The sequence below is a fragment of the uncultured Jannaschia sp. genome (assembly GCF_947494055.1).
Classification (GTDB): Bacteria; Pseudomonadota; Alphaproteobacteria; order Rhodobacterales; family Rhodobacteraceae; genus Jannaschia.
The window spans coordinates 1-24,269 of sequence record NZ_CANLTR010000037.1 but is presented as its reverse complement, the minus strand read 5'-3'; the positions used below and the strand labels follow the sequence as shown (position 1 = coordinate 24,269).

General features: G+C 64.8%; 16 protein-coding genes and 1 pseudogene. 10 read left to right on the top strand and 7 right to left on the bottom strand.

The features are described 5' to 3' along the window. Positions 1-28: 28 nt before the first annotated feature. From Q1A87_RS18835 to Q1A87_RS18825, 3 genes are all read right to left on the bottom strand, one after another. Entirely contained in the window at positions 29-3,862 is a 3,834-nt protein-coding gene (locus Q1A87_RS18835; protein ID WP_299654959.1) for a hydantoinase B/oxoprolinase family protein, read from the bottom strand. After that, positions 3,859-4,605 carry an IclR family transcriptional regulator gene (locus Q1A87_RS18830; RefSeq protein ID WP_299654957.1) on the bottom strand — a complete coding sequence of 249 codons (747 nt, stop codon included), beginning with the start codon at positions 4,603-4,605 and terminating at the stop codon, positions 3,859-3,861. Before Q1A87_RS18830 ends, Q1A87_RS18835 begins: the two co-directional genes overlap by 4 nt. Before the next feature lie 166 nt (positions 4,606-4,771). Next, positions 4,772-5,935: a M20 aminoacylase family protein gene (locus Q1A87_RS18825; RefSeq protein ID WP_299654955.1), complete on the bottom strand. Its 1,164-nt coding sequence runs from the start codon at positions 5,933-5,935 to the stop codon at positions 4,772-4,774. A gap of 36 nt (positions 5,936-5,971) precedes the next feature. Between Q1A87_RS18825 and Q1A87_RS18820 the strand changes: the two genes are divergently transcribed. The 3 genes from Q1A87_RS18820 (at position 5,972) to Q1A87_RS18810 (ending at position 11,153) form a co-directional block, all read left to right on the top strand. Beyond that, positions 5,972-6,232, top strand: coding sequence for a WGR domain-containing protein (locus Q1A87_RS18820; RefSeq protein WP_299654953.1), 261 nt, complete (start codon positions 5,972-5,974; stop codon positions 6,230-6,232). Between the two features lie 69 nt (positions 6,233-6,301). Further along, positions 6,302-8,503 carry an ATP-dependent RecD-like DNA helicase gene (locus tag Q1A87_RS18815; protein WP_299654950.1) on the top strand — a complete coding sequence of 734 codons (2,202 nt, stop codon included), beginning with the start codon at positions 6,302-6,304 and terminating at the stop codon, positions 8,501-8,503. A 400-nt stretch (positions 8,504-8,903) separates the two neighbouring features. Further along, positions 8,904-11,153 carry an EAL domain-containing protein gene (locus Q1A87_RS18810; RefSeq protein WP_299654947.1) on the top strand — a complete coding sequence of 750 codons (2,250 nt, stop codon included), beginning with the start codon at positions 8,904-8,906 and terminating at the stop codon, positions 11,151-11,153. A 136-nt stretch (positions 11,154-11,289) separates the two neighbouring features. Here Q1A87_RS18810 and Q1A87_RS18805 read toward each other — a convergent pair whose 3' ends face one another. Beyond that, entirely contained in the window at positions 11,290-13,653 is a 2,364-nt protein-coding gene (locus Q1A87_RS18805; RefSeq protein WP_299654944.1) for an EAL domain-containing protein, read from the bottom strand. Positions 13,654-13,934: 281 nt separating this feature from the next. Here Q1A87_RS18805 and Q1A87_RS18800 point away from each other — a divergent pair, with 281 nt between their 5' ends. The 4 genes from Q1A87_RS18800 to Q1A87_RS18785 all read left to right on the top strand — a co-directional run bounded on the left by Q1A87_RS18800 (position 13,935) and on the right by Q1A87_RS18785 (position 19,909). After that, a complete protein-coding gene (locus Q1A87_RS18800) occupies positions 13,935-14,465 on the top strand; it encodes a hypothetical protein (RefSeq protein WP_299654943.1) in 531 nt (176 codons plus the stop codon). 1,242 nt (positions 14,466-15,707) lie between these two features. Next, positions 15,708-17,894 (top strand): methyl-accepting chemotaxis protein, encoded by a 2,187-nt coding sequence (locus Q1A87_RS18795; protein ID WP_299654940.1) that lies wholly within the window; start codon positions 15,708-15,710, stop codon positions 17,892-17,894. A gap of 142 nt (positions 17,895-18,036) precedes the next feature. After that, the gene (locus Q1A87_RS18790; protein ID WP_299654937.1) at positions 18,037-18,582 is read left to right on the top strand and encodes a hypothetical protein; all 546 of its coding nucleotides are present in this window, start codon (positions 18,037-18,039) and stop codon (positions 18,580-18,582) included. A 535-nt stretch (positions 18,583-19,117) separates the two neighbouring features. Continuing rightward, positions 19,118-19,909 carry a GGDEF domain-containing protein gene (locus tag Q1A87_RS18785; protein WP_299654934.1) on the top strand — a complete coding sequence of 264 codons (792 nt, stop codon included), beginning with the start codon at positions 19,118-19,120 and terminating at the stop codon, positions 19,907-19,909. 191 nt (positions 19,910-20,100) lie between these two features. Here Q1A87_RS18785 and Q1A87_RS18780 read toward each other — a convergent pair whose 3' ends face one another. Both Q1A87_RS18780 and Q1A87_RS18775 read right to left on the bottom strand, forming a co-directional pair. Next, positions 20,101-20,388 carry an HU family DNA-binding protein gene (locus Q1A87_RS18780; protein ID WP_299654931.1) on the bottom strand — a complete coding sequence of 96 codons (288 nt, stop codon included), beginning with the start codon at positions 20,386-20,388 and terminating at the stop codon, positions 20,101-20,103. A 298-nt stretch (positions 20,389-20,686) separates the two neighbouring features. Beyond that, positions 20,687-20,812, bottom strand: coding sequence for a hypothetical protein (locus Q1A87_RS18775; protein WP_299654928.1), 126 nt, complete (start codon positions 20,810-20,812; stop codon positions 20,687-20,689). A 327-nt stretch (positions 20,813-21,139) separates the two neighbouring features. Here Q1A87_RS18775 and Q1A87_RS18770 point away from each other — a divergent pair. Beyond that, positions 21,140-21,265: pseudogene (locus Q1A87_RS18770) on the top strand (recombinase family protein); the annotation flags it as partial. 18 nt (positions 21,266-21,283) lie between these two features. Here Q1A87_RS18770 and Q1A87_RS18765 read toward each other — a convergent pair. Next, a complete protein-coding gene (locus Q1A87_RS18765) occupies positions 21,284-22,381 on the bottom strand; it encodes a hypothetical protein (protein WP_299654925.1) in 1,098 nt (365 codons plus the stop codon). 574 nt (positions 22,382-22,955) lie between these two features. Here Q1A87_RS18765 and Q1A87_RS18760 point away from each other — a divergent pair. Further along, a complete protein-coding gene (locus Q1A87_RS18760) occupies positions 22,956-23,546 on the top strand; it encodes a hypothetical protein (protein WP_299654922.1) in 591 nt (196 codons plus the stop codon). A 26-nt stretch (positions 23,547-23,572) separates the two neighbouring features. Then, positions 23,573-23,839, top strand: a complete 267-nt coding sequence (locus Q1A87_RS18755) for a hypothetical protein (RefSeq protein ID WP_299654919.1) — start codon at positions 23,573-23,575, stop codon at positions 23,837-23,839. Positions 23,840-24,269 lie beyond the last annotated feature (430 nt).

Sequence of the window (24,269 nt, the reverse complement as noted above, 5' to 3'; positions counted from 1 at the left end):
CTCCTGTTCGAAGGGTTCGTGCGTTTCATCATTTGGCCGGTTCCGCGATTAGCGCGGCCGCCGCGACCGAAGGTTTCACTCCGGTCCGATCCGGGGTAACGAAGCCGAGCGCGAGGTCACGGGCGGTTGCCGCCGGATCGCGTTCCTCCGGCGTGCCGAACCCGGCGCCTCCGGCCAGCACCATCTCGACGATTTCGTTGGCACGTGTGAGCGTCAGAAGCTCGCCATGGCCACAGTCGCGCACCACTCGGCCCGCGCCGTCGACCACGCACCCGCTCGCGGCCCCGCCGGGCTTACCGCCGAAGAGCCCGTTGATCGGATTGGCGACGCCTTCCGGATAGATTGCGATCAACATCTCAAGCCCGTCATCCTCGCGCTTGCGTAGCCGGACCCTTTGGCCAAGCCCGCCACGATGCCGGCCTGCCCCGCCAGAGTTCGGCTGGAACGCCTTCTCCAAGATCAGTACCGGCACCCGACTTTCCATGAGTTCGACTGAGGTATTGGCCGCCGAGGTCGGCCATAGCAGCGTCGAATGTCCGTCGCCGCCGGAGGAACCGCCCTGACCACCGCCGCAGAAGAGCAGGTCCGAATAGAGCCTGCCATCACCGTCCCGGCCGTAGATGTTGCAGGGCGTCGGCAAGCCAGTGAAGGACTGCACCGCATCCGGGGCCGCGCCGGACAACGCGGCAAAGATATTGGGAGCGATGTACCATCCTGTCCGGGTCCGCATGTTCACCGCCGCCGGGTATGTTGGATTCAGGATCGATCCTTCAGGCGCCTTAACGCGGAACGGCCGATAGCATCCCGCATTGCCGCGCACCGACGGTGATAGCATGCACTTCAGCGGATAGGTCGCATGCGCCGCGGTGTAGTTTAGCGTTGAGTTCAGCCCGCCTTGCGACAATTGCGGCGGGGCACCCTTGAAATCGATCTCCATCTCGTCCGCAGTGACCGTGATTCTGACCGGGTAGGTCAGCGTTTCGCCCAGTGGGTTGTTGGTGATCGTGCTCTCGTAGACGCCATCGGGGATCGCCCAGATCGCGTCCCGCATTGCCTTTTCTGAAAGCCCCTGCACCACTTCAGCCAGCGCACGCAAATCGTGCATGCCGTAGTCTGACATGAACGAGACCAGCCGCTCCGCCCCGAGTGCGTTCGCCGCGACGAAGGAGAAAACATCGCCTAGGACCTGCTCGCCATTGCGGACGTTCTTCTGGATGAGTTCGATCAGCGTCTCATTCGGCCGACCCTCATCGAAGAGCTTCATCGGCGGGATCTGGATCCCTTCCTCGTAGATTTCGCGGGCATGGAGCGAATCCTTGGTGCCGCCGATATCCGAGACATGGCCGACCGTACCCATCAGTCCGATGAGTTCCCCATTCCTGAAAGCCGGGGTGACGACCGCGATGTCGAAGAGATGCCCCGCGCAGAGCCAAGGATCGTTGGTGATAAGCACGTCCCCGGGCTTCAGCGTGTCCGCCGGATATCGCTCGAGCAGGGCCTTCACCGCCCGCGGCAGCGTCAGGTTGAAGACCGGCATGGCACGGGGACTATGGGCCAGCGTCTCGCCGTCGCGGTCGAGCAGCTCGCACGCAAAGTCCTGCGCCTCGGCGATCACGAGCGAGAAGGCGGTACGGCAGACCGTCAGCCACATTTCCTCGACGACGTTGACAAGGCGGGACCACATGATCTCGAGTCCGATCGGGTCGGCCCGAACCCGCGCCACCGCTTCGGCTCGACTCATGCCTTCGGTGACCAATGCTTCTGTTGCGGGCAACTCGCCGATGTCGATGCAGAGCGTCAGGCTGCCATCCACGGTGACCTTGTCCGCCGGACCGATCAGCGTGGTGGCTTCGCGCTCCTCGATAATGGCCGGACCGAAGATCTCGTCGCCGGGGCGCAGAGCATAGCGGTCAACGATCTGCGTATCGTAAGCCCCACCCTCGAAGACGCAGCGGCGCGTACCCTTGGTCCTTGTCTCGGTGTCGCCATCCCCCGTCGCCCCGGTCAGGGCCAGTTCGGGCGTCGGTCCTGCCACGCGGCAGCGGAAGTTTACCGCCTCGAAACGGGCGCCCGCGAACGGTTCGGCGAAACGCGACGAGTAGGCCTCAACGAAGGCCTCGCGGATTGCGTCGAGTTCGGCCCCGGTGATCATTCCCGAGGGAAGCGGCACCGAGATCTCGTGCATCTGGCCTACGAGACGCATATCGGCGCTGCGCTCGATCACTGCTTCGTCGCGGGTCACATCGGCGCGCGCGAGGTGTTCGAGCGCCTCGCTCTCCAGCCCCTCGAGGATAGCGTTGACGGTTGGCGCGTCGAAGCCTGGGGCGATCTCGAGCCGATGCGATCGCACCCCCTCGAATGAAAGGGGGGCCGCGAGGAAACCAAGGGCGGAGGCCGCACCGGATGCCGGCGGCACCAGAACTCGGGCAATCCCCATGGCGCGCGCCACGTTGACAGCGTGTGCGGGGCCCGCACCGCCGAAGCCCACCATCGCGTATTGTCGGGGGTCCTTGCCACGCTCGACAAGATGCACCCGCGCCGCCGAGGCCATGCCCTCTACCACGACCTTGTGGACGCCGAGCGCCGCGTCCTCGACCGACAGGCCTAGCGGCTCGGCCACTCGCCCCATGGCCGTTCGAGCAGCCTCCAAGTCGAGCGCCATGCGACCCCCGAGGAAGAAGCTCGGATCGTAATAACCGAGAACGAGGTTCGCATCCGTCACCGTCGGCTCCAGACCGCCCATCCCATAGCAGGCCGGTCCGGGGTCGGAGCCCGCCGATTGCGGCCCGACCTTGAGGAGCCCGACCTCGTCAATCGCCGCGATCGAGCCCCCGCCGGCCCCGATCTCGATCATCTCGATGACCGGCGCTTTGATCGGCAGGCCCGAACCCTTGGTGAAGCGATGAACCCGCGCGGCTTCAATCATTGGGGCCACTTCGGCCCGCCCGTCTTCAATCATGCAGGCCTTTGCCGTCGTGCCGCCCATATCGAAGGAGATCACGTCCTTCAGCCCCGCCGCTTCACCGAAAAGCGCGGTGGCGAGACCACCGCCCGCCGGGCCGCTCTCGAGCAGCCGGATTGGGAAGTCGCGGGCGGTCTTTACCGAGACGAGTCCACCGGCCGAATGCATCAGTCGCAATGCGCCGGAGAAGCCCGCCTCGCACAGCGCATCCTCAATCTTCGTCAGATATCGATGCATCAGAGGCTGGACAAAGGCGTTGGCCGCCGTGGTGACAGTCCGCTGATACTCGCCCATCTCAGCGACCACGGCACTCGATACCGAAATTGATACGTCCGGGAAGGCCGTACGGACAATCTCCGCTGCCCGTTCTTCATGAGTGGGATCAGCATAGGAATGCAGGAACGAGATCGCGATCGCCTCACAGCCGGCCGAGACGAGTTCGGCTGCTGCACGCGCGACCGCTTCCTCGTCGAGCGGCGTGACCTCGCGCCCGAGTGCATCGATCCGCTCCGCCACTTCAAGCCGCATGTCGCGACGGACCAGCGGCTCGGGGAATTTAACGAAGAGGTCGTAGATGTCGTATCGTTGCTCCGTGCCCATCTCGAGGATGTCGCGGAATCCTTCGGTCGTGATGAGGCCCACCGGGGCCCCGCGACGCTCGATCACGGCATTAGTCACCAGTGTCGTGCCATGGACGATCTCGGACACGTCGGCATGAGTGATGCCAGCCATATCGAGAAGCTCGGCCAACCCGAGAAGGGCTGCTTCCGACGGATCGTGCGGCGTTGTCAGCCGCTTGTGGAGTTGCACGTTGCGCGTCTGGGGGTCGTAGACCACGAAGTCGGTGAAGGTGCCGCCGATGTCGAAGCCGACGCGCCAGCGGGGGTCCGGAAGGGTCATGTCGTGATCCTGTTCTCGAGTTTCGGCGGGATGAAGGCACGGTCGCCGAGTGATCTTGCGATCTCTTCGGCCCCGTCACCGAGCGCCGCGATCATCCGGTCGCGCTCCGGCTCGCCGACGAGCGCGTGGGGAAAGACGATGCACAGCGCGATAGCTTCGTTCGTCGAAGGGTCCCCGACGGCCACAGCGATCCCATCCACGCCCTCGGTGCTTTCTTGCTCCGAAACGGCAAAGCCCTGAGAACGCACCCGGGCCAGTTCACGCAACAGCACCTTTGCTTCGGGGGCGCCGTCATAGAGGCGCCGCACCTCCTCGTCACTCATGCGCGCAAGCAGCGACCGGCCGGTCGCCGACAGATGCGCCGGCAGACGACGGCCGATATTCGATACGACCCGCAGCAAATTGGTTCCTTCGAAGTCCGCGACTGCTGTGACCTCGCGCCCGTCGAGCAGGGAGATGTACCCGGTATGCCCGAATTGCCGCGTGGCGGTGACGACGACCTCGCTCGCACGGCTGATCAGGCTCGACGAGTGCCGGAACGCGGCCGCGAGGTCGAGCATCATACGGCCCGGCCGGTGACGGCGCGTCCCGCCGATCGTCTCAAGCATCCCGGCCTCTCGCATCGCGCGCAACAAGCGCGACGATGACGCCTTCGGCAGGCCCAGCCGCTCCGAAACCTCAGTCACCGTCACGTCCGTGCAGCCGGCGCCGTAGCAACTCAAAACAGCGGCAGCGTTGTTCAAGATTGACATGTCCTATCCGGAAAGTTCCAGAAAATGGAACCGCAGTTCCAGCTAACGAACACTTGCGAAGGAAGAACGGCGCGTCAATCCTCTTACGCGGCCCAGACGGAACCTGCTGTAAAATGCGTCGCTTTCCGGACAACGACGCCCGTTAAGGGGCATCAGCTCAATCGTCGCTCGCGCCCCGAACCTCCACGAGACGCGCGAAGATGCTCGCGCCGACAGGCAGGATGGAGTCGTCGAAATGAAACTCCGGGTTGTGCAGCGGCACCGTCCCGTGATGCCCGAGCGTGAAAAACGCACCAGGCACGACATCGAGCAGATCGGCCATGTCTTCGGATCCCATCGTCAGTTCGGCATCGGCCCGGGCCGCATCCGGACCGACCACCTCGGCGGCTACGTCAATTAGGTTCGCTGCACGGACCGGATCGTTTTCCAGGACGCTGAAGACCTTCCGAACGTCGATCCCGATCTCCACCTCGTGCGCCGCGGCCAGCCCCTCGCAGATGCCCTGCATCCGGGTGACGATCAGCCTCTCGTCTTCCGAGTGAACGAAGCGGATCGTGCCGGCTAGTTCGACCGCGTCGGGAAGAACGTTGTAGGCAGAACCTCCCACGAACCTCGTCACCGACAGAACCGCCGGGTGCGTCGGGTCGACCGTACGCGAGACAACTCTTTGCAACTCGCCCACGAGCGCCGCGGCCGCCACGATCGCATCCCGCCCGACCTGCGGCATTGCCGCGTGGCTTCCCCGTCCCGTCACCTTGATGTCGAAGAAACTTGCCCCCGCCTGCGCCAGCCCCGGCCGGATCTCGACACGACCATGTGGGTGGTACGGCGAGTTGTGGAGCCCGTAGAGTTCGTCGCAGGGAAACCGTTCGAACAGCCCATCGGCCAGCATCGCCCGCGCGCCACCCAGACCCTCCTCTGCCGGCTGGAAAATAAAGACGGCACGGCCGGCGAAATTCCGGTGCGCAGCCAAATATCGCGCCGCACCGAGCAACATGGTCATATGCCCATCATGCCCGCAGCCGTGAAAGACCCCCGGATTGCGCGATGCGTAGGGGAGGTTCGTCCGCTCCTCCATCGGCAGGGCGTCCATGTCTGCTCTGAGTCCGATCGTCCTGCCAGGGCGATTGCCGACGAGCATGCCGACCACACCCGTTCCCCCGATGCTCCGAGTTACTTCGATTCCCCACTCTGTCAGCAGGTCTGACACGCGTTCTGAGGTCCGGTGCTCCTGAAAGCCAAGCTCTGGGTTGGCATGAAAGTCGTGCCTGAGGTTGATCAGGTCGTCGGCAAAGCCTGCGATGTCAGCTATGATCTTCACGGATAGGCCCCCTCACGGATCGTTGGAACATGCCCGATGTCTTCGTTCGATGACCAGCACGAGGTCTTCCCGACCCGGTTGAAGCTCCGCCGGATCGATCCGGAGCGGAACATGCGGCGTTTTTATCTGATGCAGGTGCAGCCCGACCTCTTTGGCGGCGCAAGCCTGATCAGGGAGTGGGGTCGCATCGGCAATCGCGGTCGCGTTCTTGTCGAGCATCACGCGGATGAAGGCGAAGCGGCCAGCTCGTTGATGACCATAGCCCGGGCCAAGGGCCGCCGCGGATACGGCGCCTGACGGATTGCCGGCACTCCTGCCCTGCGGCCGCCGGTCCGTCCGACGGCGCACCACCGGACCGAGACTCTGATGCGGCACCGAGACCCGACCAGCGCGGCGCCACCCGGCAGCGAAGTTCTCGCTGGCCTGGTCGAGCGCATCACGTTCCACAGCGCGGAAAGCGGCTTCTGCGTGCTGCGGCTGAAGGCCCGCGGGCATCGCGACCTCGTCACGACAATTGGCCACGCCGCGACAATCTCCGCGGGCGAGTGGGTGACCGCCTCCGGCGCGTGGGTCAACGACCGAACCCATGGTTTGCAGTTTCGCGCGCGGTTCCTGAAAACGTCGGCGCCGTCCTCGCTCGAGGGCATCGAGAAGTATCTCGGCTCGGGGATGGTCCGGGGCATCGGCCCGACCTACGCACGACGTATGGTGAAGCATTTCGGCAAGGATGTCTTCGACATCATCGAGGCCGCGCCGGAGCGCCTGCGAGAGGTCGACGGGATCGGTCCCAGGCGCGCAGAGAGGATCACCTCCGCCTGGGCGGATCAGAAGGTCATCCGCGAGATCATGGTGTTCCTTCATCAGCACGGTGTCGGCACGGCTCGGGCAGTCCGCATCTTCAAGACCTACGGCACCGACGCGGTCGAGGTGATGAGCGCGAACCCCTATCGGCTCGCCCGCGACATTCGCGGCATCGGGTTCCGCACCGCGGACCTGATCGCCGAAAGGCTCGGGATCGAAAGAACCGCGACGATCCGCCTTCGCGCCGGCATCTCCTACGCCTTGAGCGAAGCCATGGGAAATGGCCATTGCGGGTTGCCCGTCGCCGACCTGACCGCCCTCGCAGTGAAGCTGCTCGAGGTTCCCGAAGACCTGATCGGGACGGCGCTGGACCTGGAACTGGCGGACGGTACCGTGATCGCAGACAGCATCGCCGGCACGCCCGGCATCTTCCTCGGCGGCCTGTACCACGCGGAGAAGGCGATCGCGGAGCGCCTGCAGCGCATCTCTGCCGGACCATTGCCCTGGCCCGAGATCGATGCGGACAGGGCGCTGCCCTGGATCGAGCGCCGGACCGGCCTCACGCTCGCGGAGAGCCAGGCCGAAGCCATCCGTCTGGCGCTCCGCTCCAAGCTGCTCGTCGTTACCGGCGGCCCGGGCGTGGGCAAGACGACCATTGTCAATTCGATCCTGCGCATTCTGGAGGCGAAGGCGGTGAAGCTCTTGCTTTGCGCGCCCACCGGCCGTGCCGCTCGGCGCATGTCCGAGGCGACCGGAATGGAAGCCAGAACCATTCACCGGCTCCTGGAGTTCGACCCCCGGGCCTTCGCCTTCAAGCGGAACCTCGAGCATCCGCTCGAATGCGATCTCCTGGTGGTCGACGAAAGCTCGATGGTCGACGTCCTGCTGATGCAATCCTTGCTCAACGCCGTTCCCGACGACGCCGCCTTGCTGATCGTCGGCGACATCGACCAGCTGCCGTCCGTCGGTCCCGGCCAGGTTCTGGCCGACATCATCGCCTCGGGCGCCGTCTCTGTGGTGCGGTTGACCGAAGTGTTCCGGCAGGCGGCGCAGAGCCGCATCATCACCAGCGCGCACCGGATCAATCGCGGGCATATCCCCGATCTCGCCAAGCCCGCAGGGGATACCGACTTCTACTTCGTGCCGGCCGCCGATCCCGAACAGGCGGTGGCCCGGGTCGTGCAGCTCGTCCGCACGCGCATCCCGCAGCGGTTCGGTCTCGATCCGATCCGTGACGTGCAGGTTCTTTGCCCGATGAACCGCGGAGGCGTGGGCGCGCGGTCGCTCAACATCGAACTGCAGGCCGCGCTCAATCCCTCGGACGGAAACAAGGTCGAACGCTTCGGCTGGACCTTCGCGCCCGGCGACAAGGTCATGCAGATCGAGAACGACTACGACAAGGAGGTCTCGAACGGCGACATCGGCTACGTGGACGGTGTCGATCCCGACGAGGGTGAGCTTGTCGTCAGCTTCGACGGGCGCCCGGTCACCTTCGGGTTCGGCGAACTCGACACGCTGGTGCCCGCCTATGCCACCACGATCCACAAGAGCCAGGGATCCGAGTATCCAGCGGTCGTCATCCCGATCCTGACCCAGCATTACGCCATGCTGCAGCGCAACCTGCTCTACACCGGCGTCACGCGCGGCAAGAAACTCGTGGTCCTCGTCGGGCAGCCGAAGGCCGTCGCGATCGCAGTTAAGAACGTCTCGAGCCAAAGGCGGTGGTCGAAGCTGGACGAATGGCTGACGGTATTCCTTCCGGGGTAATTGCGTACTTTTCCGGACGCGGCGATCCTGAGCTTCCGAGGCATCGAGCTACGGATGGCAGAGGACAAAGTCGCGTGTTCCAGACTTCGGAGAGAGCGGGTAGCGTCCAACGCGCATGAAGAAGACTATGTAAGACACTGAAAACGCAGTATTTAGACCTGTTTTCGACACGGTCCTGGTTCCTTGCCTGATCGGTTCCGTCTTTACGAAGAAGGCTTTTAACAGGGTCAAGTCGTCGAGGTGCGTCTGCAGCGTGCCGTTCAGACAGACGTACAGTCTTGCGAGGACATCCTCGGTCAAATCAGCGACTTGGGTAACGTCCCTTTAACCACGATGGGTCATCCCTGGCCTGCGACAGGGCGGACCGCCCGGACTGACAAGGATCTAGGACAAGGGTCGGATGGCGTACACTTTGCGCGAGAAAGCGCTTCCTCGGCACCATGCGCGGCATCCGTCGCTGCCCTACCAGATCACCTTCGCCGTCGTCGCTCTGGGACTGCTCGGGCTGGCGCTCTTCTGCACCTTCACATACTGGGCGATGCTGCGCGTGGATGCCAACGCTGCGGCGCGTGAGAAGACGCTGATAAGCCGCGCCATCGACGAACGGATCGACACCGTCCGACGCGAGCAGCAGAAGGTCACGGTCGGGGACGACGTCTTCTATCTTACCATGCTCGGCGACACGGCCTGGATGACGGAGAACATCGGCGCGTGGATGTATTCCTCCTATGGCCATGAGCAGGGCTATGTTCTCGACGATCGGAATACTGTGATCTACGCGATGCGACAGGGGGAAACCGTGTCGCCCGCGCGCTTCGACGAGGTTTCCGGACGGATCCTGCCATTGGTACGTCGCGTGCGGCAGCTGGCATCCGAGGATGCGGCGGCCGGCAATCTCGGCCTTGGCGACGTCATGACGATCGACGGCAGACCGTCGATCGTCACCGTCAAGCCGATCGTACCGGGCGTCGATCCGGAGACGTCCGTACCGGGCGATGCATTCCTGCACGTGGCCGTCAAGCATGTCGACAATGCGTTCTTCGCGAGCCTGGGCGAACGTTACCTCGTCGCCAACGTCCGGTTCCGTCCAAGGGAAACGATGCTGGACGGCCAGAATGCGGTCCCGATCGCCGGCCGCAGCGCTTGGCACCTGGGTTACGTCGCATGGGATCGCGAGCGGCCGGGATTGCAATTGATCCAGGAAGCGGCACCGGGTCTGGCCACGGCGCTGCTTGTCGTCGCGACGCTCGTGGCGCTCCTTCTTCAGCGTATCCGCCGTGCGGCCGCACAGGTCCATGAGAGCGAGAACCGGGCGCATCATCTGGCCTACCACGACGCCTTGACCGGTCTGCCCAACCGATCGCTGCTGCGTTCGCATCTCGAGCGGTCTCTTAATACCTGGTCCGATGCCGATCCTGTACTCGCCCTGCACTACATCGACCTCGACCGGTTCAAGAACGTCAACGACACGCTGGGTCACCCCGCGGGAGACGAACTGATCCGCGCTGTCGCCCGCCGTCTCTGTGCGATCGTGGGCGAAAACGACATGGTCGCCCGGCTCGGCGGGGACGAGTTCGCCATCGTGCAGGTGCGTGTCACCGGTCGGGCTGACGTGGAGCGTCTCGCCGATGCAGTCATGAGGTCCATGACGCAGCCCTTCGACCTTTTGGGCAACCAGGTCTTCGTCGGGGCCAGCGCCGGGATCGCGATCGCGTCCGAGACGGCAAGCGAGAGAGCCGATCTGTCACGCAAGGCCGATATCGCGCTCTACGAGGCAAAAGGTGCCGGCAAGGGACAGTATTGCGTCTTCTATCCCGAGCTGGACGACGCCGTGCATGAGAAACAGGCGATCGAGCGCGATCTGCGCGTCGCCCTGACGGACGACCGGGGTCTCCATCTCGTCTACCAGCCGATCTACGCGCTCGACAAGCAGACCATACTCGGCGCCGAGGCGCTCGTGCGATGGGATCATCCCGTCCGCGGCCTCCTGTCACCGGCCCTGTTCGTCCCGGTGGCCGAGGAGCGTGGACTGATCCAGCAATTGGGGTCATGGGTCCTGCGCGAGGCCTGCGAGACCGTCAAGACGCTGGATCTGCCGTGGGTGGCGGTGAACGTGTCCGCGATACAGTTCCGCGACCCCACATTCACCAGACAGGTTCTCGACCTTCTCCACGAACTGGACCTCGACCCGACCCGCCTGCAGCTGGAGATCACGGAGGGGCTTCTTCTCGACCTGACCGACGAAGTACGCGAGGCGCTGGCCGCTCTGCGTCTGGCCGGTATCAAGATTGCCCTCGACGATTTCGGAACCGGTTACTCCTCCTTGCAGTACTTGCACCGTTGCGTCGTGGACAAGATCAAGATCGATCGATCCTTCGTGCAGAGGTTACGGCATTCCCGGGAGGGAGACGCCATCGTCCGGGCAATCCTGGATCTTGCTCACGGCCTCGATCTCACGGTGACCGCAGAGGGCGTCGAGACGGTCGAGCAGCACAAGGCCCTGACGGAATTCGGGTGCTCGGAATTGCAGGGCTTCCTGCTGTCGAAGCCTCTCGAGGTTCGTACCCTGCAGGCGAAAATAATCATCTCGCAGCCGGCGAACAGATACGTGCCATCGTCCGAGCCTGCGCAGTACCGCGAGATCGCCTGATCAAAGGCCACGCAGCACAGCTTGCCATGCAATCCTCTGTCGCGACGCCATCGTTCGTACCTTGCGGCGCCTGCACGCATGTTCGGATGCAGACTTCCATGGCTTTCTATATGGCTACTATGCTTGGTGTATGTCCTCAGGCTGACAGCGTCAGCTGGTCGGATGAACCCATGAACGCACGCATCTCCTCGCAGGGAACTGGCCGGCTGATCAAATAGCCCTGGATGTGGTGGCAACCTTCCCGCTGGGCGAAAGCCTGTTGTGCGGCGGTCTCGACACCCTCGATCGTCACCCGCATGCGCAGGTCGGCGGCAAGCGCGGTGATCGCCCGAACGATCGCCATGCTGCCCGCATCGTGGGGAATTTGCCTGACGAAGGACTGGTCGATCTTGATCTTGTCGAACGGGAACCGCCGCAGGTGGCTCAGCGACGAATAACCCGTTCCAAAATCGTCGAGCGCGATGCGAATGCCCAGCCGTCGCAGCTGATGAAGGTTCCGGTAGGTGCGCGCGTCGTCGCCGAGGAGGGCTGTCTCCGTCACCTCGAGTTCGAGCCGCTCGGCGGAAAGGCCGGTGACCGCGAGGACTCGCGTCACTTTGCGAACGAGGTTCGGATCGCCGAGCTGAACCGGTGACAGGTTGACGGCGATCGAAGTATGCGCTGGCCAGCGCGCCGCCTCGGCGCAGGCCATCTCCAGCACCTGCTCGCCGATCGCGCCGATAAGGCCGACCTCCTCGGCGAGCGGTATGAAGAGACCGGGAGAGATCATGCCTTGCTCGGCGTGGTTCCAGCGCGCGAGCGCCTCGGCGCCGACGAACGCGCCGCTCAGCGCGTCGACCAGAGGCTGATAGAAGACCTCCAGTTCACTGCGCTCGATTGCCTGCCGGAGATCGCGTTCCAGATCGCTACGGCGGAGGGCGTCCTCGAGGAGATGCGGCTCGAAGATACAAGCCTGTCCGCCGCCGGACTGCTTGGCGCTTTCGAGGGCGAGATCGGCGTTCCGCGGCAGGGTTCCGGCATCGGCGGCGTCGCCTTCGAGATATGCGAGGCCAATGCTCGCGGATATCTCGAGCGTCCGGCCGCGCATTTCGAAAGGCCTTTGCAAGACGTCGAGGATGCGCGCGGCCAGATCCGTCGCCTTGTCACGCGGTCCGCTCGCGAGGATCGCGAACTCGTTTCCGCCGAGCCGGGCGACGACGTCCTCCTTGCCCCCGCAACCGCGCAGACGATCCGCCACACCGCGCAACACGTCGTCGCCGGTCGCCGCGCCGAACGTGTCGTTGACCCATTTGAAACGGTCGAGGTCGATCGCGAGCAGCGCGAGGTCCGAAGCTCCGGTCGCGCTTTGCGACGCGCGAGCCTGCAGGAGATCGGCAAACCGCGCCCTGTTGACGAGGCCGGTCAGCGCATCGGTGTAGGCGAGCCGTCGGATGGTCGCCTCACTCTTCAGCCGCGCACGCTGATCGCGGAAGGCGAAGACGGCTTGACGCCGGCGTCCCACCGAAACCGCGCTGCGCAGCACGCGCACCGGGACGCGCTTGCCGTCCAGGGCAACGAGGTCGGCTTCGTGCTCTTCCCGCTCGGGCAGATCGTGGAGGGAGATACCGGGAACGAAGTCGGCGATCGGGCAGCCGATCACGTCGCCCTTCGCGGCGCCAATGAGCCGTGCGAAGCTGTCGTTGGCGACGAGGATCGTGGCGTCATCACAGACAGCGAGCCCTTCGACCGCCAGGTTCGAGACGTCAAGCAACCGGGCTCGATCCCGCCGCACCTGCGCTTGAGCCTGCAGGCTGAAGCGCAAGCCGAGCACCGCCAGGCCGATGAGGCCGAGGCAGATGCCGGCCACGACCGGCGCAATCGTGCCCGGTGCGACCGACCAGGCCGGAAAGCCGATCCGCGGATCGTAGACCGGCGTCATCGCGGCCATGCCGCCTGTATGCAGCACGCCGATCCCTGCGAGAAGCAAGGGTGCGGCAAGCCGGCGTCGGGCGGGCCGACGCTCGCCCGACGCAACGAGAGCAACGGCGAAGAGGGTGATGCCGAGGCTGGCGGTGCCAGCCGCGAGGGAGAGGTCCCACCGGAACGTGCCGGAGATCCGGTAGCCGGCCTGGCCGACGTAATGCAGGAGCGCGACGGAGAGGCCGAGCAGCACGCCCGCAAAGACGCGCCGCCGCCGGTCGCGCCGCCCGACGACCAGGCTCATGCTGAGGCCGATGCCCGCGATCACGAGAACGAGCGATTGGATCGTGGTGAGCACGTCGAAGGCCGCGGGCAGGCCCGGCCGGTAGGCCAGAAGCGCCACCATGTGGGTGGCCCAGGCGGTGCACCCCGCCGCGACGATGCTGACCCCGGCCCAGGCTCCGCGGGTCCGCCCCTGGGCCCGGCCGGCGTGACGCGCCAGCGTGAAGGACGCGTAGACGCCGACGATACAGATCGCCAATGCCGCCAGCAGCAGGCGCCGGTCGTGCTGTTCGCTCAGGCACAAGACGATGGCGTCCATGGACAGGGCCCTCTCCGATGCGGTGCCGGCGGAAAGGTGCCAGAACGCTTTCCTCGACGCGGACGAGTATCGTTCGGAATGGTTGCGTGTTTCTTGCGATCAACCATGAGATGCCAAGGATTTGAAGCGTTTCCGGGCCGAAACTGTGGCCATCGGCCGGCCTCTCACGACGGAACGAACGTTCGGCATGCCTCTTGAACGAAAGAGGGGGGCATGCCGGGTGAACCTCGGGAACGCGCCGCGCACCGGATCGTTGTCCTGTCATGCTGGGGGAGGTTCCGATGAACAGAATGCATGTGGTCTTGATGTCGGCGATCCTGGCTTTCGCCGGTCCCGCCGGAGCTCAATCCCTGGAGGACTGGGACGCGGACGGCAGCGGCGCCGTCAGCCAACAGGAATGGACCACGGGCCTCGACATTCTGGGGCTATTCTCGGACTGGGACGCCGACGGCTCCGGCATCGTCGACGAGGGCGAGTTCGCCGGTGGCCTGTTCGGTCGTTTCGACCAGGACGGCGACGGGGCGTTGACGGCATCCGAATGGGACGACGGCATCGACGCCTGGTACGGCGAGGAAGCGGTCGATCTCGACTTCGACGCCTGGAACTCCGACGACGACGACATGCTGAGCGCGGACGAGTTCACGGACTCGTTCCGCGTGTCGGACCTCTACGAGCGGTTCGCCGCGGAGGCGAACATCACGGACCCCGCCTCGGGCATCGGCGAGGACGCGTTCGCCCCCGCGCTCTTCGACTGGTTCGACGCCGACGACGATCAGGAGATAGCGCCGGGCGAGTCGGCTTGGTTCGGGTGATCCGAACGCTTTGTCGGTGCGGCCATCGTGGCGGGTTCGAGGACCGTCCTATAGCCATCTTAGACGCTACAGCCGCTCCTTCGTGAGTTGCGGTGAAGATGGCTAGACCCTTGTGCCGTTGGAGACGGTCACAACGCCACGGCCGATGAAGGAGAGACGCGCTCGACGTAGGCGCTGTGCGACCTCGGGAGGCAACGCAACTCAGGAATGATATCGCGGTCAGCCTGCGGATCGCTTTGCGCGACGCCCTTCTCCCGCAATCCCGGGCACGACGAGGTACGCATCGCCCTGCTCTACCTTGGAAACGCGATTGGCGATGGCGATCGCGTCAGCCCATCACTGGAATTGCTCCGGCAAGAGACAACGTCGCCTCCGGTCACCGCTCACCGCTCATCGTGAGGCGGCACGACCATCAGGCGTAAGGACATACTGACGCAGCGTAAAGACGATCGTTCGCATGTATCGAAGCATAGCTTCCGTTGGCGCTTGGAAAGTCGATGGTGCTTCTTCTCATCCAGATACGACCCAACCTTTCGAGCGACATGCGCGAGCGGTACGAAGTCGCGCTTGTCTGGACCGACGGCCTGACGATCATCGTAAGCCGGTTCGCCGATCGAGAAACAGCGCATGATTGGGCAAGGCATACGCGACCGGGTATAGAGATTGTAAACCGCAGCGGCTGAGGATCGACCGACGCCTTTTCGCCTCGCGCAGCCGAGGCCAGGGGCGTTTCGGTCGGTGTGAATTGGCGGCGGCCCGGTCGACCTTTGTATCGCCACACATCCGTAGGTTTCTTCGGGTCGGTCGTCACCTGGCACAGGAATTCCAAGGTTCGGCTCTACGCCGGCCGCGTCGATGGCATTGTTCCAGATCGGATCGCGAAAGCGGACCGTCGAGTCGAGCGATAGGTCGCGTCATGCCACTTGCCTTAGGCGGGACGCACGATACGCGGCAGAGTGTCGCATAAGGGTCGGTATTCCGTTTTCGTCAATCTTTGCGCCCGAAGAGATGTCGATCTGTCCAGACGTTTCTATCCCGACACGATCTGATCCTGTTTCGTCGGTGGTTCCTCTCCCCGACGATCGAAGGCCCCTTGCCGGGGCCGGATCACAATGCGTCTGCCGGCGTGGCATCCCGCCCCGCCGTCGGCCTGAGACCGCGCGGATCGTCCGCGTTCCGCTGCGGACAGGTCACGATGACCCCGTTCGTTTCTTCGCATCCCCGGTCGCAGGAGCTCCGACAATGCGCCTTACCCTTTTCACGAAGATCATCTCGGGCTTCGCGGCGATGATCGCCCTGACCGCCATCATTGTGTCCGCGGGGCTCGTTGGCATCCGCACCGTGGGTCACGATCTGGACATGATCGTCGACGAGACCGCCTCCAAGCTCGACGAGCTGCAGGACATCCGCGTACAGATGATGAGCCTCGAACGGGCCGTGCTGACCTATATCAACGATGCCATCGCCGTCGGCGATCCGGAGGAGATCGAGGCCGCCGTCGCGACGTTTGACGAAGGTGCGGCCGGGATCGAGACGCGCCTGGACGATCTGGCAGGTCGTGTATCCGGGGAACAGGCCGAAATCCTTGAGCGGTTCCGCGCGCATTGGGGGGAGTATAAAGCGCTTGAGGCTGATCTACGACCTTTCGCACTTGAGCGGACGGGCCTGCAGGCCAGCACCTTGACGCTCGGCCCCGGCGCGGACGCACTCGAGCAGCTCTACGCCACCGCCAATGACGGACTCGACGCTACGCGCGATCTCCTGGCGGCGTCAACCAATCCCAGCCCACAGCTTGTGGCGCTCGAGAGGTTGGTCGATCGGGGCCTCGACGACATCCGTGACCTTCGGCAGGCCGAGAAGGACCTGCTGCTCGTCACCGAGGCGGCGGACCAGCGCACACTGTCGGAGGAGATCGCCGGCCATGTCGCGACCTTCGACGAGAGGCTCGCCGAGGCGGGCACGCTGACCGCGGGCGCCGCGGTCGCGCTCGTCGAGCAGCTCGACGCCGACTGGGCGGCGTACCGGCCAACGGTGCTGCGCTCCGCCGAGTTGGTCCTGCAGGACAGCAAGCGGCAAGCCTACGCGATCTACGCGGCGGCCGACACCGCCTTCACCCTGGCCCTCGCCGACATATCGGAAGAGGTGACCGCACTGGGCGCCGAGATGGCGTCGGAACGCGCCCATGCCGAGGCGGCCGAGACGGGCGTCACGCGGACGCTGATCGCCCTCGCGGTGCTCGCGATCGTGCTCGGCCTCGGCATCGGCATCGGTCTCGCTCTTACGATCTCGCGCAACGTGAAGCGGGCCGAGCGCGTCGTCGCGGACGTGGCGCGCGGCGACCTCGACGTGGACACGCAGACGAAGAGTCGCGACGAGATCGGCGCGCTCCTGGCTGCCATGGGCCGGATGGTCGCGGACCTGAAGGGGATGAGCCGCGCGGCCGAGGGGATCGCGAAGGGCGACCTGAAGGTCGACGTCGCGCCGCGCTCCAGCGCGGACCGCCTCGGGATCGCGCTGCACGACATGGTGGTGGAGCTAAGGAAGGTGATTGCGAACGCGAACGCGAGCGCGGCGAGCGTGTCGGACGGCGCCGCCCGGATGTCCTTGACGGCCGATCAGCTCTCCGGCGGATCGCGACAGCAGGCCGCGGCAGTCGAGGAGGCCTCGGCCTCCGTGGAGGAGATGACGGCCAACATCCGCCAGAACGCCGACAACGCTAGCCAGACCGAGAAGATCGCCAACCAGTCGGCCGCCGACGCGCAGAAGTCCGGCGAGGCCGTGGCCGATGCGGTACAGGCGATGAAGACCATCGCCGACAAGATCAACATCATCCAGGAGATCGCCCGCCAGACCGACCTGCTCGCGCTCAACGCCGCGGTCGAGGCCGCCCGCGCCGGCAGCCACGGCAAGGGCTTCGCGGTGGTGGCCTCCGAAGTGCGCAAGCTCGCCGAGCGCTCCCAGCAGGCCGCGGCCGAGATCAGCCAGCTCTCGGCGGAGACGGTCGACGTCTCGGGCGAGGCCGGCCGGATGCTGGAGACGCTGGTGCCGAACATCCAGCGCACGGCCGATCTGGTGGCCGAGATCTCCGCCTCGACGCGCGAGCAGAACGTGGGCGCCGAGCAGATCAACCAGGCGATCCGCGACCTGAACGTCGTGATCCAGCAGAACGCGGCGGCGGCCGAGGACTCCGCCGATACCAGCCAGGCCTTGGCCACGCAGAGCCAGCAGCTCTCGAGCGTGATCTCGTACTTCGATGTGGGCGCGGCAGGCCCGGCGCTCCGGACTGGGCCGACTCTGGTGCCGAGCCGGCGGACCATGGCTTCCGCGGCCCCGGCCGCGCGGGACGACCGGGCCCGGAGCGTGGAGGCGTTCGAGCTCGACCTCTCCGAGGACGCTTCCGACGTCGACTTCCAGCGCTACGCCGGATGAGCCTGCCCGGCAGCGTCGACCGAAGGTCTCGCTCGCCGGGGGGACCACACCCTCCGGCGCATTGCTTTTCGAGAGATAGGCATCACCATTCGAGCGCGAGGCGCCTGCACGATATCTGCGCCATAGCCCCATAGGGACAGCCATGTCGGACCGGATCGAACCTTCCCGCGCCAAAGGCCCGGCCGCGATACGCGTATTCGGCATCATTCGCCTGATGGAATTCCGCTCGGGCGGGACGGCGCCCGGCGTTCCGTGCCTCGAGGTCAAGCTGGCGATCTACGACCCTGCCAGCACGGCGGGCTCGATGATGGCCCATACGGTGCCCCTGCCCGAGCTCCGTCAACTGGGTTCGGATCACGCATTCCGGGACTCGGCCGCCGAACATGGCGATGCGGCCGTCACGGACGCCCTGCAGGGCTTCACGAGCTTGGGATGTTCACAGTTCCAGAAGGCCTATGGCGAGCTCGTCGTGAACGTCGAGTCCATGGCCGCGATGCTGCGCAAGCTCGGCCTGAGCGTGGAGGCGCCGGGTGGCGTCCTCGTCGAAAGCCTGCTGGGAGACGACAACTTCCCGATCACCGTCGCCTCGGAGGCGGATCTCGATCCTGTCGGGCGGGCGCTCTTTGCCCCCGACATGGTCCGCAGGTGGATCGGCCGCGAGATCGCCTGGGCGCAGGAGACCGGTTGATCCAAAGCGCGAGACCGGACCACACGGCAGGAAAAGGCGATCAACGACATTTCTACCGGTTCCCTTAGGAGTAATCTAAACCAACGGTACTTATCACACGTCCGAGCTATCGGTGGACGGACGCGGAATGGAAGCACATCTCGGCAGGGCCATGTGGCCGTTCCGGTGGTTGTTCGAACCCCGTCGCCCGACCAGCGTAAAGGGTCGGACCTTCCTTCTGTCCCAGCTCCTCGGCGCGCCCGCATCGGCATTGATGGGATCCTTCTGCGCCATCATCGTGCTCGCCGTGGCGAACCTGCGTCAGCCATCGTCGCTGTTCGAGGCCCTGCTCGTCCTCGAATGCGGTTTGGCGGCGGCGAGGTTCATGGAATGGCATTCACGCCCCCTTCGCCTCTCCCGATCTGCGGACGGATCGATCAGCATCGGCCCGTCCGTTTGTCTGTCGCTTGCCTGGTGCGGCCTTCAGGGCTTCGTCGCCTATACGCTCCTCCGAGGCGGCGATCCCGTTCTGCAGGTCTTGTCGACCACCGTCATCATGGCGCTCCTGGGCCCGCTCTGCGCGCGAAACTACGCGGCCCCGCGTTTCGCGATGCTGCTGGTTCTGCTCTGCGATCTGCCGTTCGTTGCCGGTGCCGTCCTGAGCGATGAGCCTTTGTTGTCCCTGATTGCCCTGATGACCCCGGCGTTTCTGGTGGGGGCGATGCTGATCCTCGCGATGTTTCACGACGCGATGCTCACGACCCTCGAGGCCAAGGAAGAGAACAAGCGTCTCGCCATTCACGACTCGCTCACGGGCATCTTCAATCGTCAAGGCATGGACGAGGCGCTTGGGACCGTCGTCGCGCAGTCGGGAAGGACGATGGCGCTCCTGTCGATCGACCTGGACGGGTTCAAGCAGGTCAATGACACGCACGGTCACGGCGCGGGCGATCTCATCCTGATCGAGGTGGCGCGGCGTATCCGGGCAAACGTGCGGGAAACCGATTTCGTCGCGCGCATGGGGGGCGACGAATTCATGGTCGTCCTGAGAAACATCGACCAGGATGCGATACCGTTCGCGGCGGACGCGTTGATCGAAGCGATTTCCGACGAACCCGTCGCCATCTCGCACGACACGGTGGCCACGATCGGCGCGAGCATCGGCTATGCCTGCCTGCCGCAGGACGCGACCACCACGGTCGAACTGCGCCTCCGGGCGGATCGTGCGCTCTATGCGGCGAAAGATGCCGGCAAGGGCACGGCGCGCCGCTATCGCTCCAACGCTTTGTCCAGTCACGACCGGGCTTGCCAGTCGGCGCACCTTCTAAAAGCGCAAACAGACCGCTGACCTGGTCCACGGCGCGTGCCGGGTCTCGCCGGATCGGGACGTCGCCGGGTCTTTCGCCTGCACACTCCGCCTGCGGATACGCGCAACAGAGGGCCGGCATGCCGGCGAACATCCCTCATGGGCCTGACGCCATAATTTCAGTCCAGCCTCGCCGGCTTTCTTCTCTGTCGCAACGTTCCAGCTCGCAGGGCTCAGTCGTTGACGCTGTCCTTCAATCGCTTCGCGACGGTCACCTTGACCTGTCGGTCGGCCGGCTTCTTCAGCTGCTCACCGGTAGCGGGATTGCGGACCATGCGTTCGGGGCGATCCCGGCAGTAGACCTTGCCGATGTCGGGAATCGTGACGGCACCGCCCGCAGCGACCTGCTCGAGAACGATGGCGCTCAGCGCGTCGAGCGCGGCCGCCGCGCTCTTCTTGTCGGTATCCAGCTTCTCGGCCATCTCGGCGACAAGCTGGGTCTTCGTTAGTGGCTTGATCATGCAGACCTCCAAGCAGCAGGGTGCGTTCGACTTCCGTATCAGCTTCCAGTTCCCTGCGCAGGAGGGCAAGCTCTCACGCAGGTCACCTTTCTGAACGTGTCGGCAGAGAGCGATTCTCACCCTAATTGGCTGCTCGATATGTTGCGGACAGGCGAACGCGATCTCGATGGCCAACAGCGTCATGAGCCGGAACCCAAGGGCTAGGAATGCGCGTCAGACATTATTGAGGGAGCGGATTCTCTCTAGCCCGACGAAACGAGAAGCTGCTTCTAAAGTTGGTAGAGAGCCCGACCAATTCCTATAACAAGTTTGTTGACCCCTTCAGGACCAGTGCCGCGCCGCTGCCGATCAGCACGCCCGGGGTCAGATACAGTGCCGCCAGCATCTGGTCCTGAGCAATGCGCCCGGCGATCAGCGGGATCATTAACGAGATCACCTCTCCAACCAGAAAACACATGGCAACGGTGGATCGCAGGATCGGACCGGCTGTGTGCTAATAAAGCAGCGCCATGGGCGAACCGCCGATGCCGGTGTCGGCCAAGCGCGCTCACTGCCGTCCGATGGCATGCATTCCGAATGGTCCCGACAACTATGTGATTATCGTGATCCCGCCCGAAGGGTAGCTTCGACTAGCGCTTCTTCGAGAAGACGTCACGAAAAACCAAGACATATCTTCTTTCGAGAACCGTGTCTGAGCAATGGTTTGTCGCGATTACTGATGGATGCCGGATCGATTGCGGGGAAAGAGACGATGGGACAGATCGGCTATGCGAGGGTATCGACCGCCGAGGGCGCACAAGTGCTCGACCGCCAACTCGACGCCCTGTGCGAGGCGGGATGCGAGCGCGTGTTCGAAGACCGGGCATCGGGCGCGAAGGGTGCGATCGTTGCTCATTCAGGCTGTCCGATCGAGAGGCGGCGCCATGTGGAGGATGGCCGGCTCGCGTCCGCCCCATTTCATGACACCGATCGCTGCGGCCTTGGCGGCGCCGTCGATCCGCATTGATCCATTGCCAAGCTGGAGCACCAGGGCGTCGCCGTCCCAACTTGCGCTGTAGGCCATATCGCCCTGCAATTGCACCGCCACGCTCGCCCCGGCCGCCACGCTGATCCGGTCGTTTCCGTCACCCGCCTCGTAGTGCAGCGCGACCGTCCCCCCGCCGATCGCGATCGAGTCATCGCCCCGGCCGCCCTTGACGGAGATCACCTCATCGACCCGTACCGAGAGAGCGTCGTTCCCGGCTCCCAGATGGACATCGGCATAGATCGCCTGCGCCTCCCGCAGGCGTTGCGCGACGATCGCCTCTTCCGGCGTGCGCTCCGCCGCACGCGCCTGCTCCGCGATCTGCGGCGCGATACGCGCCTTCAGCTCCACGGCGAGAGTGGCGAACTCCGTTCCGGCGATCGCCGCTGCGTCTGCCGTCTTCTTCTCGGCGATCTCGCCCGGTGACCACGTCCGGACCGGTCCGTTCTTCACGATCCGCGCCTCTGCCGCGTCGGTGTCGTCGGTCGAATTATTCGTGCTCGGGTTCGAGCTATAACCCTGCTGATCCCATACGTGGATCCGGGAGCTTCCCATGACGGCGTCGATGACGACCGTGTCATCGCCCCCTTCGGTGTGGATGCCGTGGACGGCCCCGGCCGTGACGGACAGGCTGTCGCCGTCCGCACCGGTGTAGATGCTGGAGACGAGGTCCGCCTCGATCGCGACGGCGTCCCGTCCGGCGCCCGTGTAGACGCTATCGACCGACCGCGCCCGGATCGCCACCGCGTCGTCGTCCGATGCATTCTTGGCCGCGGCCGGCTCGCTCGACGTGGCCCCCGTGTAGACGCTCTCGACGACGTCGGCCTCGATGGTCAGTGCGTCCGATCCGGAGCCCGTGTAGACGCTGTTCGCGACGCTGGCCCGGATCGCAACGGCGTCGTCGCCCCCCCCGGGTGTAGACGCTGTCGACCGCCCCGAGTGTCGCGATGGCCAGTACGTCGTTACCATTGCCGGTGCTGATTCCGACGATGGTGCCTGTGTTCAGCATGTCCGCCATCCGCGCCTCGATCGCCGTGATCCGCCGAAGCGTGGCCGCGCGATCGACCCGGCCGTCGATCTTCGACGCTGCATGAAGATCCCCGATGCGGTCGAAGCGCGCACGCTCCTGCGAACGGACGGCCCCCCGCAGGGCGTCCGGGTCGCGCTCGATCCGGCCGCTTCCGCTCTCGACCGTGGTGACTTGCGCCCGCGCGCCACCGGTCCCGGTGGAGGCCGAGAGTAGCGAGATCGCCACGTTCAGGCTCGGGGAGGCTGGGGTCATGAGGCAGACCTTTCCGCGGAAGACAGGACGCGGACAGGATGATGGCCGGGCGTTTCCGAAAGGATAACGCGACGCGACCTCCCGAGGGCAGTTTCCGGACCATTCTATGAACATGCGATCTCCTCGGGGCGCTAGCCGAGAAGCGTTCCCAATGACAGTTTTGTCCCGTCCTCGTATGTCGCGCATTTTGAGGATTCACGGTTCGTTTCCCTGTGGTAGAATCCTGTTTGTTCCCCTCGCGTCTCACCTTCCGGAGATGACATGACCACCCCTGCCCGCACCCGCTCCAGCCCGATCGCGCTCGCCGGCGCCGCCGCGATCGCCGCCTTCGCCAGCTTTACCACGTCCACCGTCTCTGCCGCGGACTATGACATGGACTGCAAGCTGCTCCTGTGCATGCCCGGCGGCTTTCCTTCCGGTTGCGCCGACGCCTTCGATCACATGATGGACCGCCTGCGCGACGGCAAATCCCCCATCGGCTTCTGCGCCATGTCGAACGGCGTCGAGTACGACGCCTACGACATGGACTATGCGTTCAAGAGCCCGGCCACGCCGGCAGGCTGGCAATGCCCCGAGGGCAAGCACCTCTATCATCGGACCTCTTCCGACGACAACGGATGGCGCCGGACCGTCAACACGTTCTGCTACGACACGGCCTATTCCCATACCGGATGGACGAGCGACGAGGGCTACAGCACCGTCACGACCTATACCAACAAGACCCCGCCGCAGCGGGCCGACGTCTGGGTCAACTTGACGCTGGAGCCAGACACGCCACAGGCGTATTCGCAAGGCTGGCAGAAGTTCGACACCGGCCGGGGCGTCCCCGTGACCGTGCGCTACACGGATTGATCCGCGCCGCGATCTTGCTGGTAGCAATGACGACAGCTCCGACCCTGGCCGCGGCCCAGGTCGGATGCCTGCCGCCCGAAGAGCCCTTCGCCTACGCGCCGCCCGAGGACGACCCCGAGCTGCGCGATCTCATCGACCAGCAGTACCAGGACTACATCGACGGGACCGAGGACTACCTGAACTGCCTCAACGACGAGGCGATGCGGGCGCGGACCGAGTTCCAGGTGATCTTGAATCGCTACGTCCGGTATTTCGGCGATGGGGCCGGCGTCGAGTTCGAGGCGATTGACTAGGGCGTGATCCCGAACCGGCCGTTCGTTCCTGCCGCGGCGGATGACTGGTTCGAGCCCGTTGCGGAAGTGCTGAAATCTCGCTGCGCGCGCGCGCAGTAGGTCGGCAGCTGCGCTGCAGCGCATGTTCACGCGGCATCGCAGGTAAACCTTCGGACATTTGTACAGGGCTTAGTTTAGACCACATGATCGCGGGGTCTAACCGCTGAGATTATTGGGTGAGCGAAAGGGACATCATCCAGGCGTCGCTTTCGATCGATTGAAGATTCATGATAGGCCAACTGAAACCAGAGTGCCGTCGGACCGGAACCACCAGACCGTCAAATCGGAAGCGCGTGGCCGCGTGGCCGACCGATCTAGAGCTTTTCGGCCGAAACATGAATCGTGGGGATTCCCATGAGGGAGGCGGTGTGATTCATCCTTTTGAGGAGGA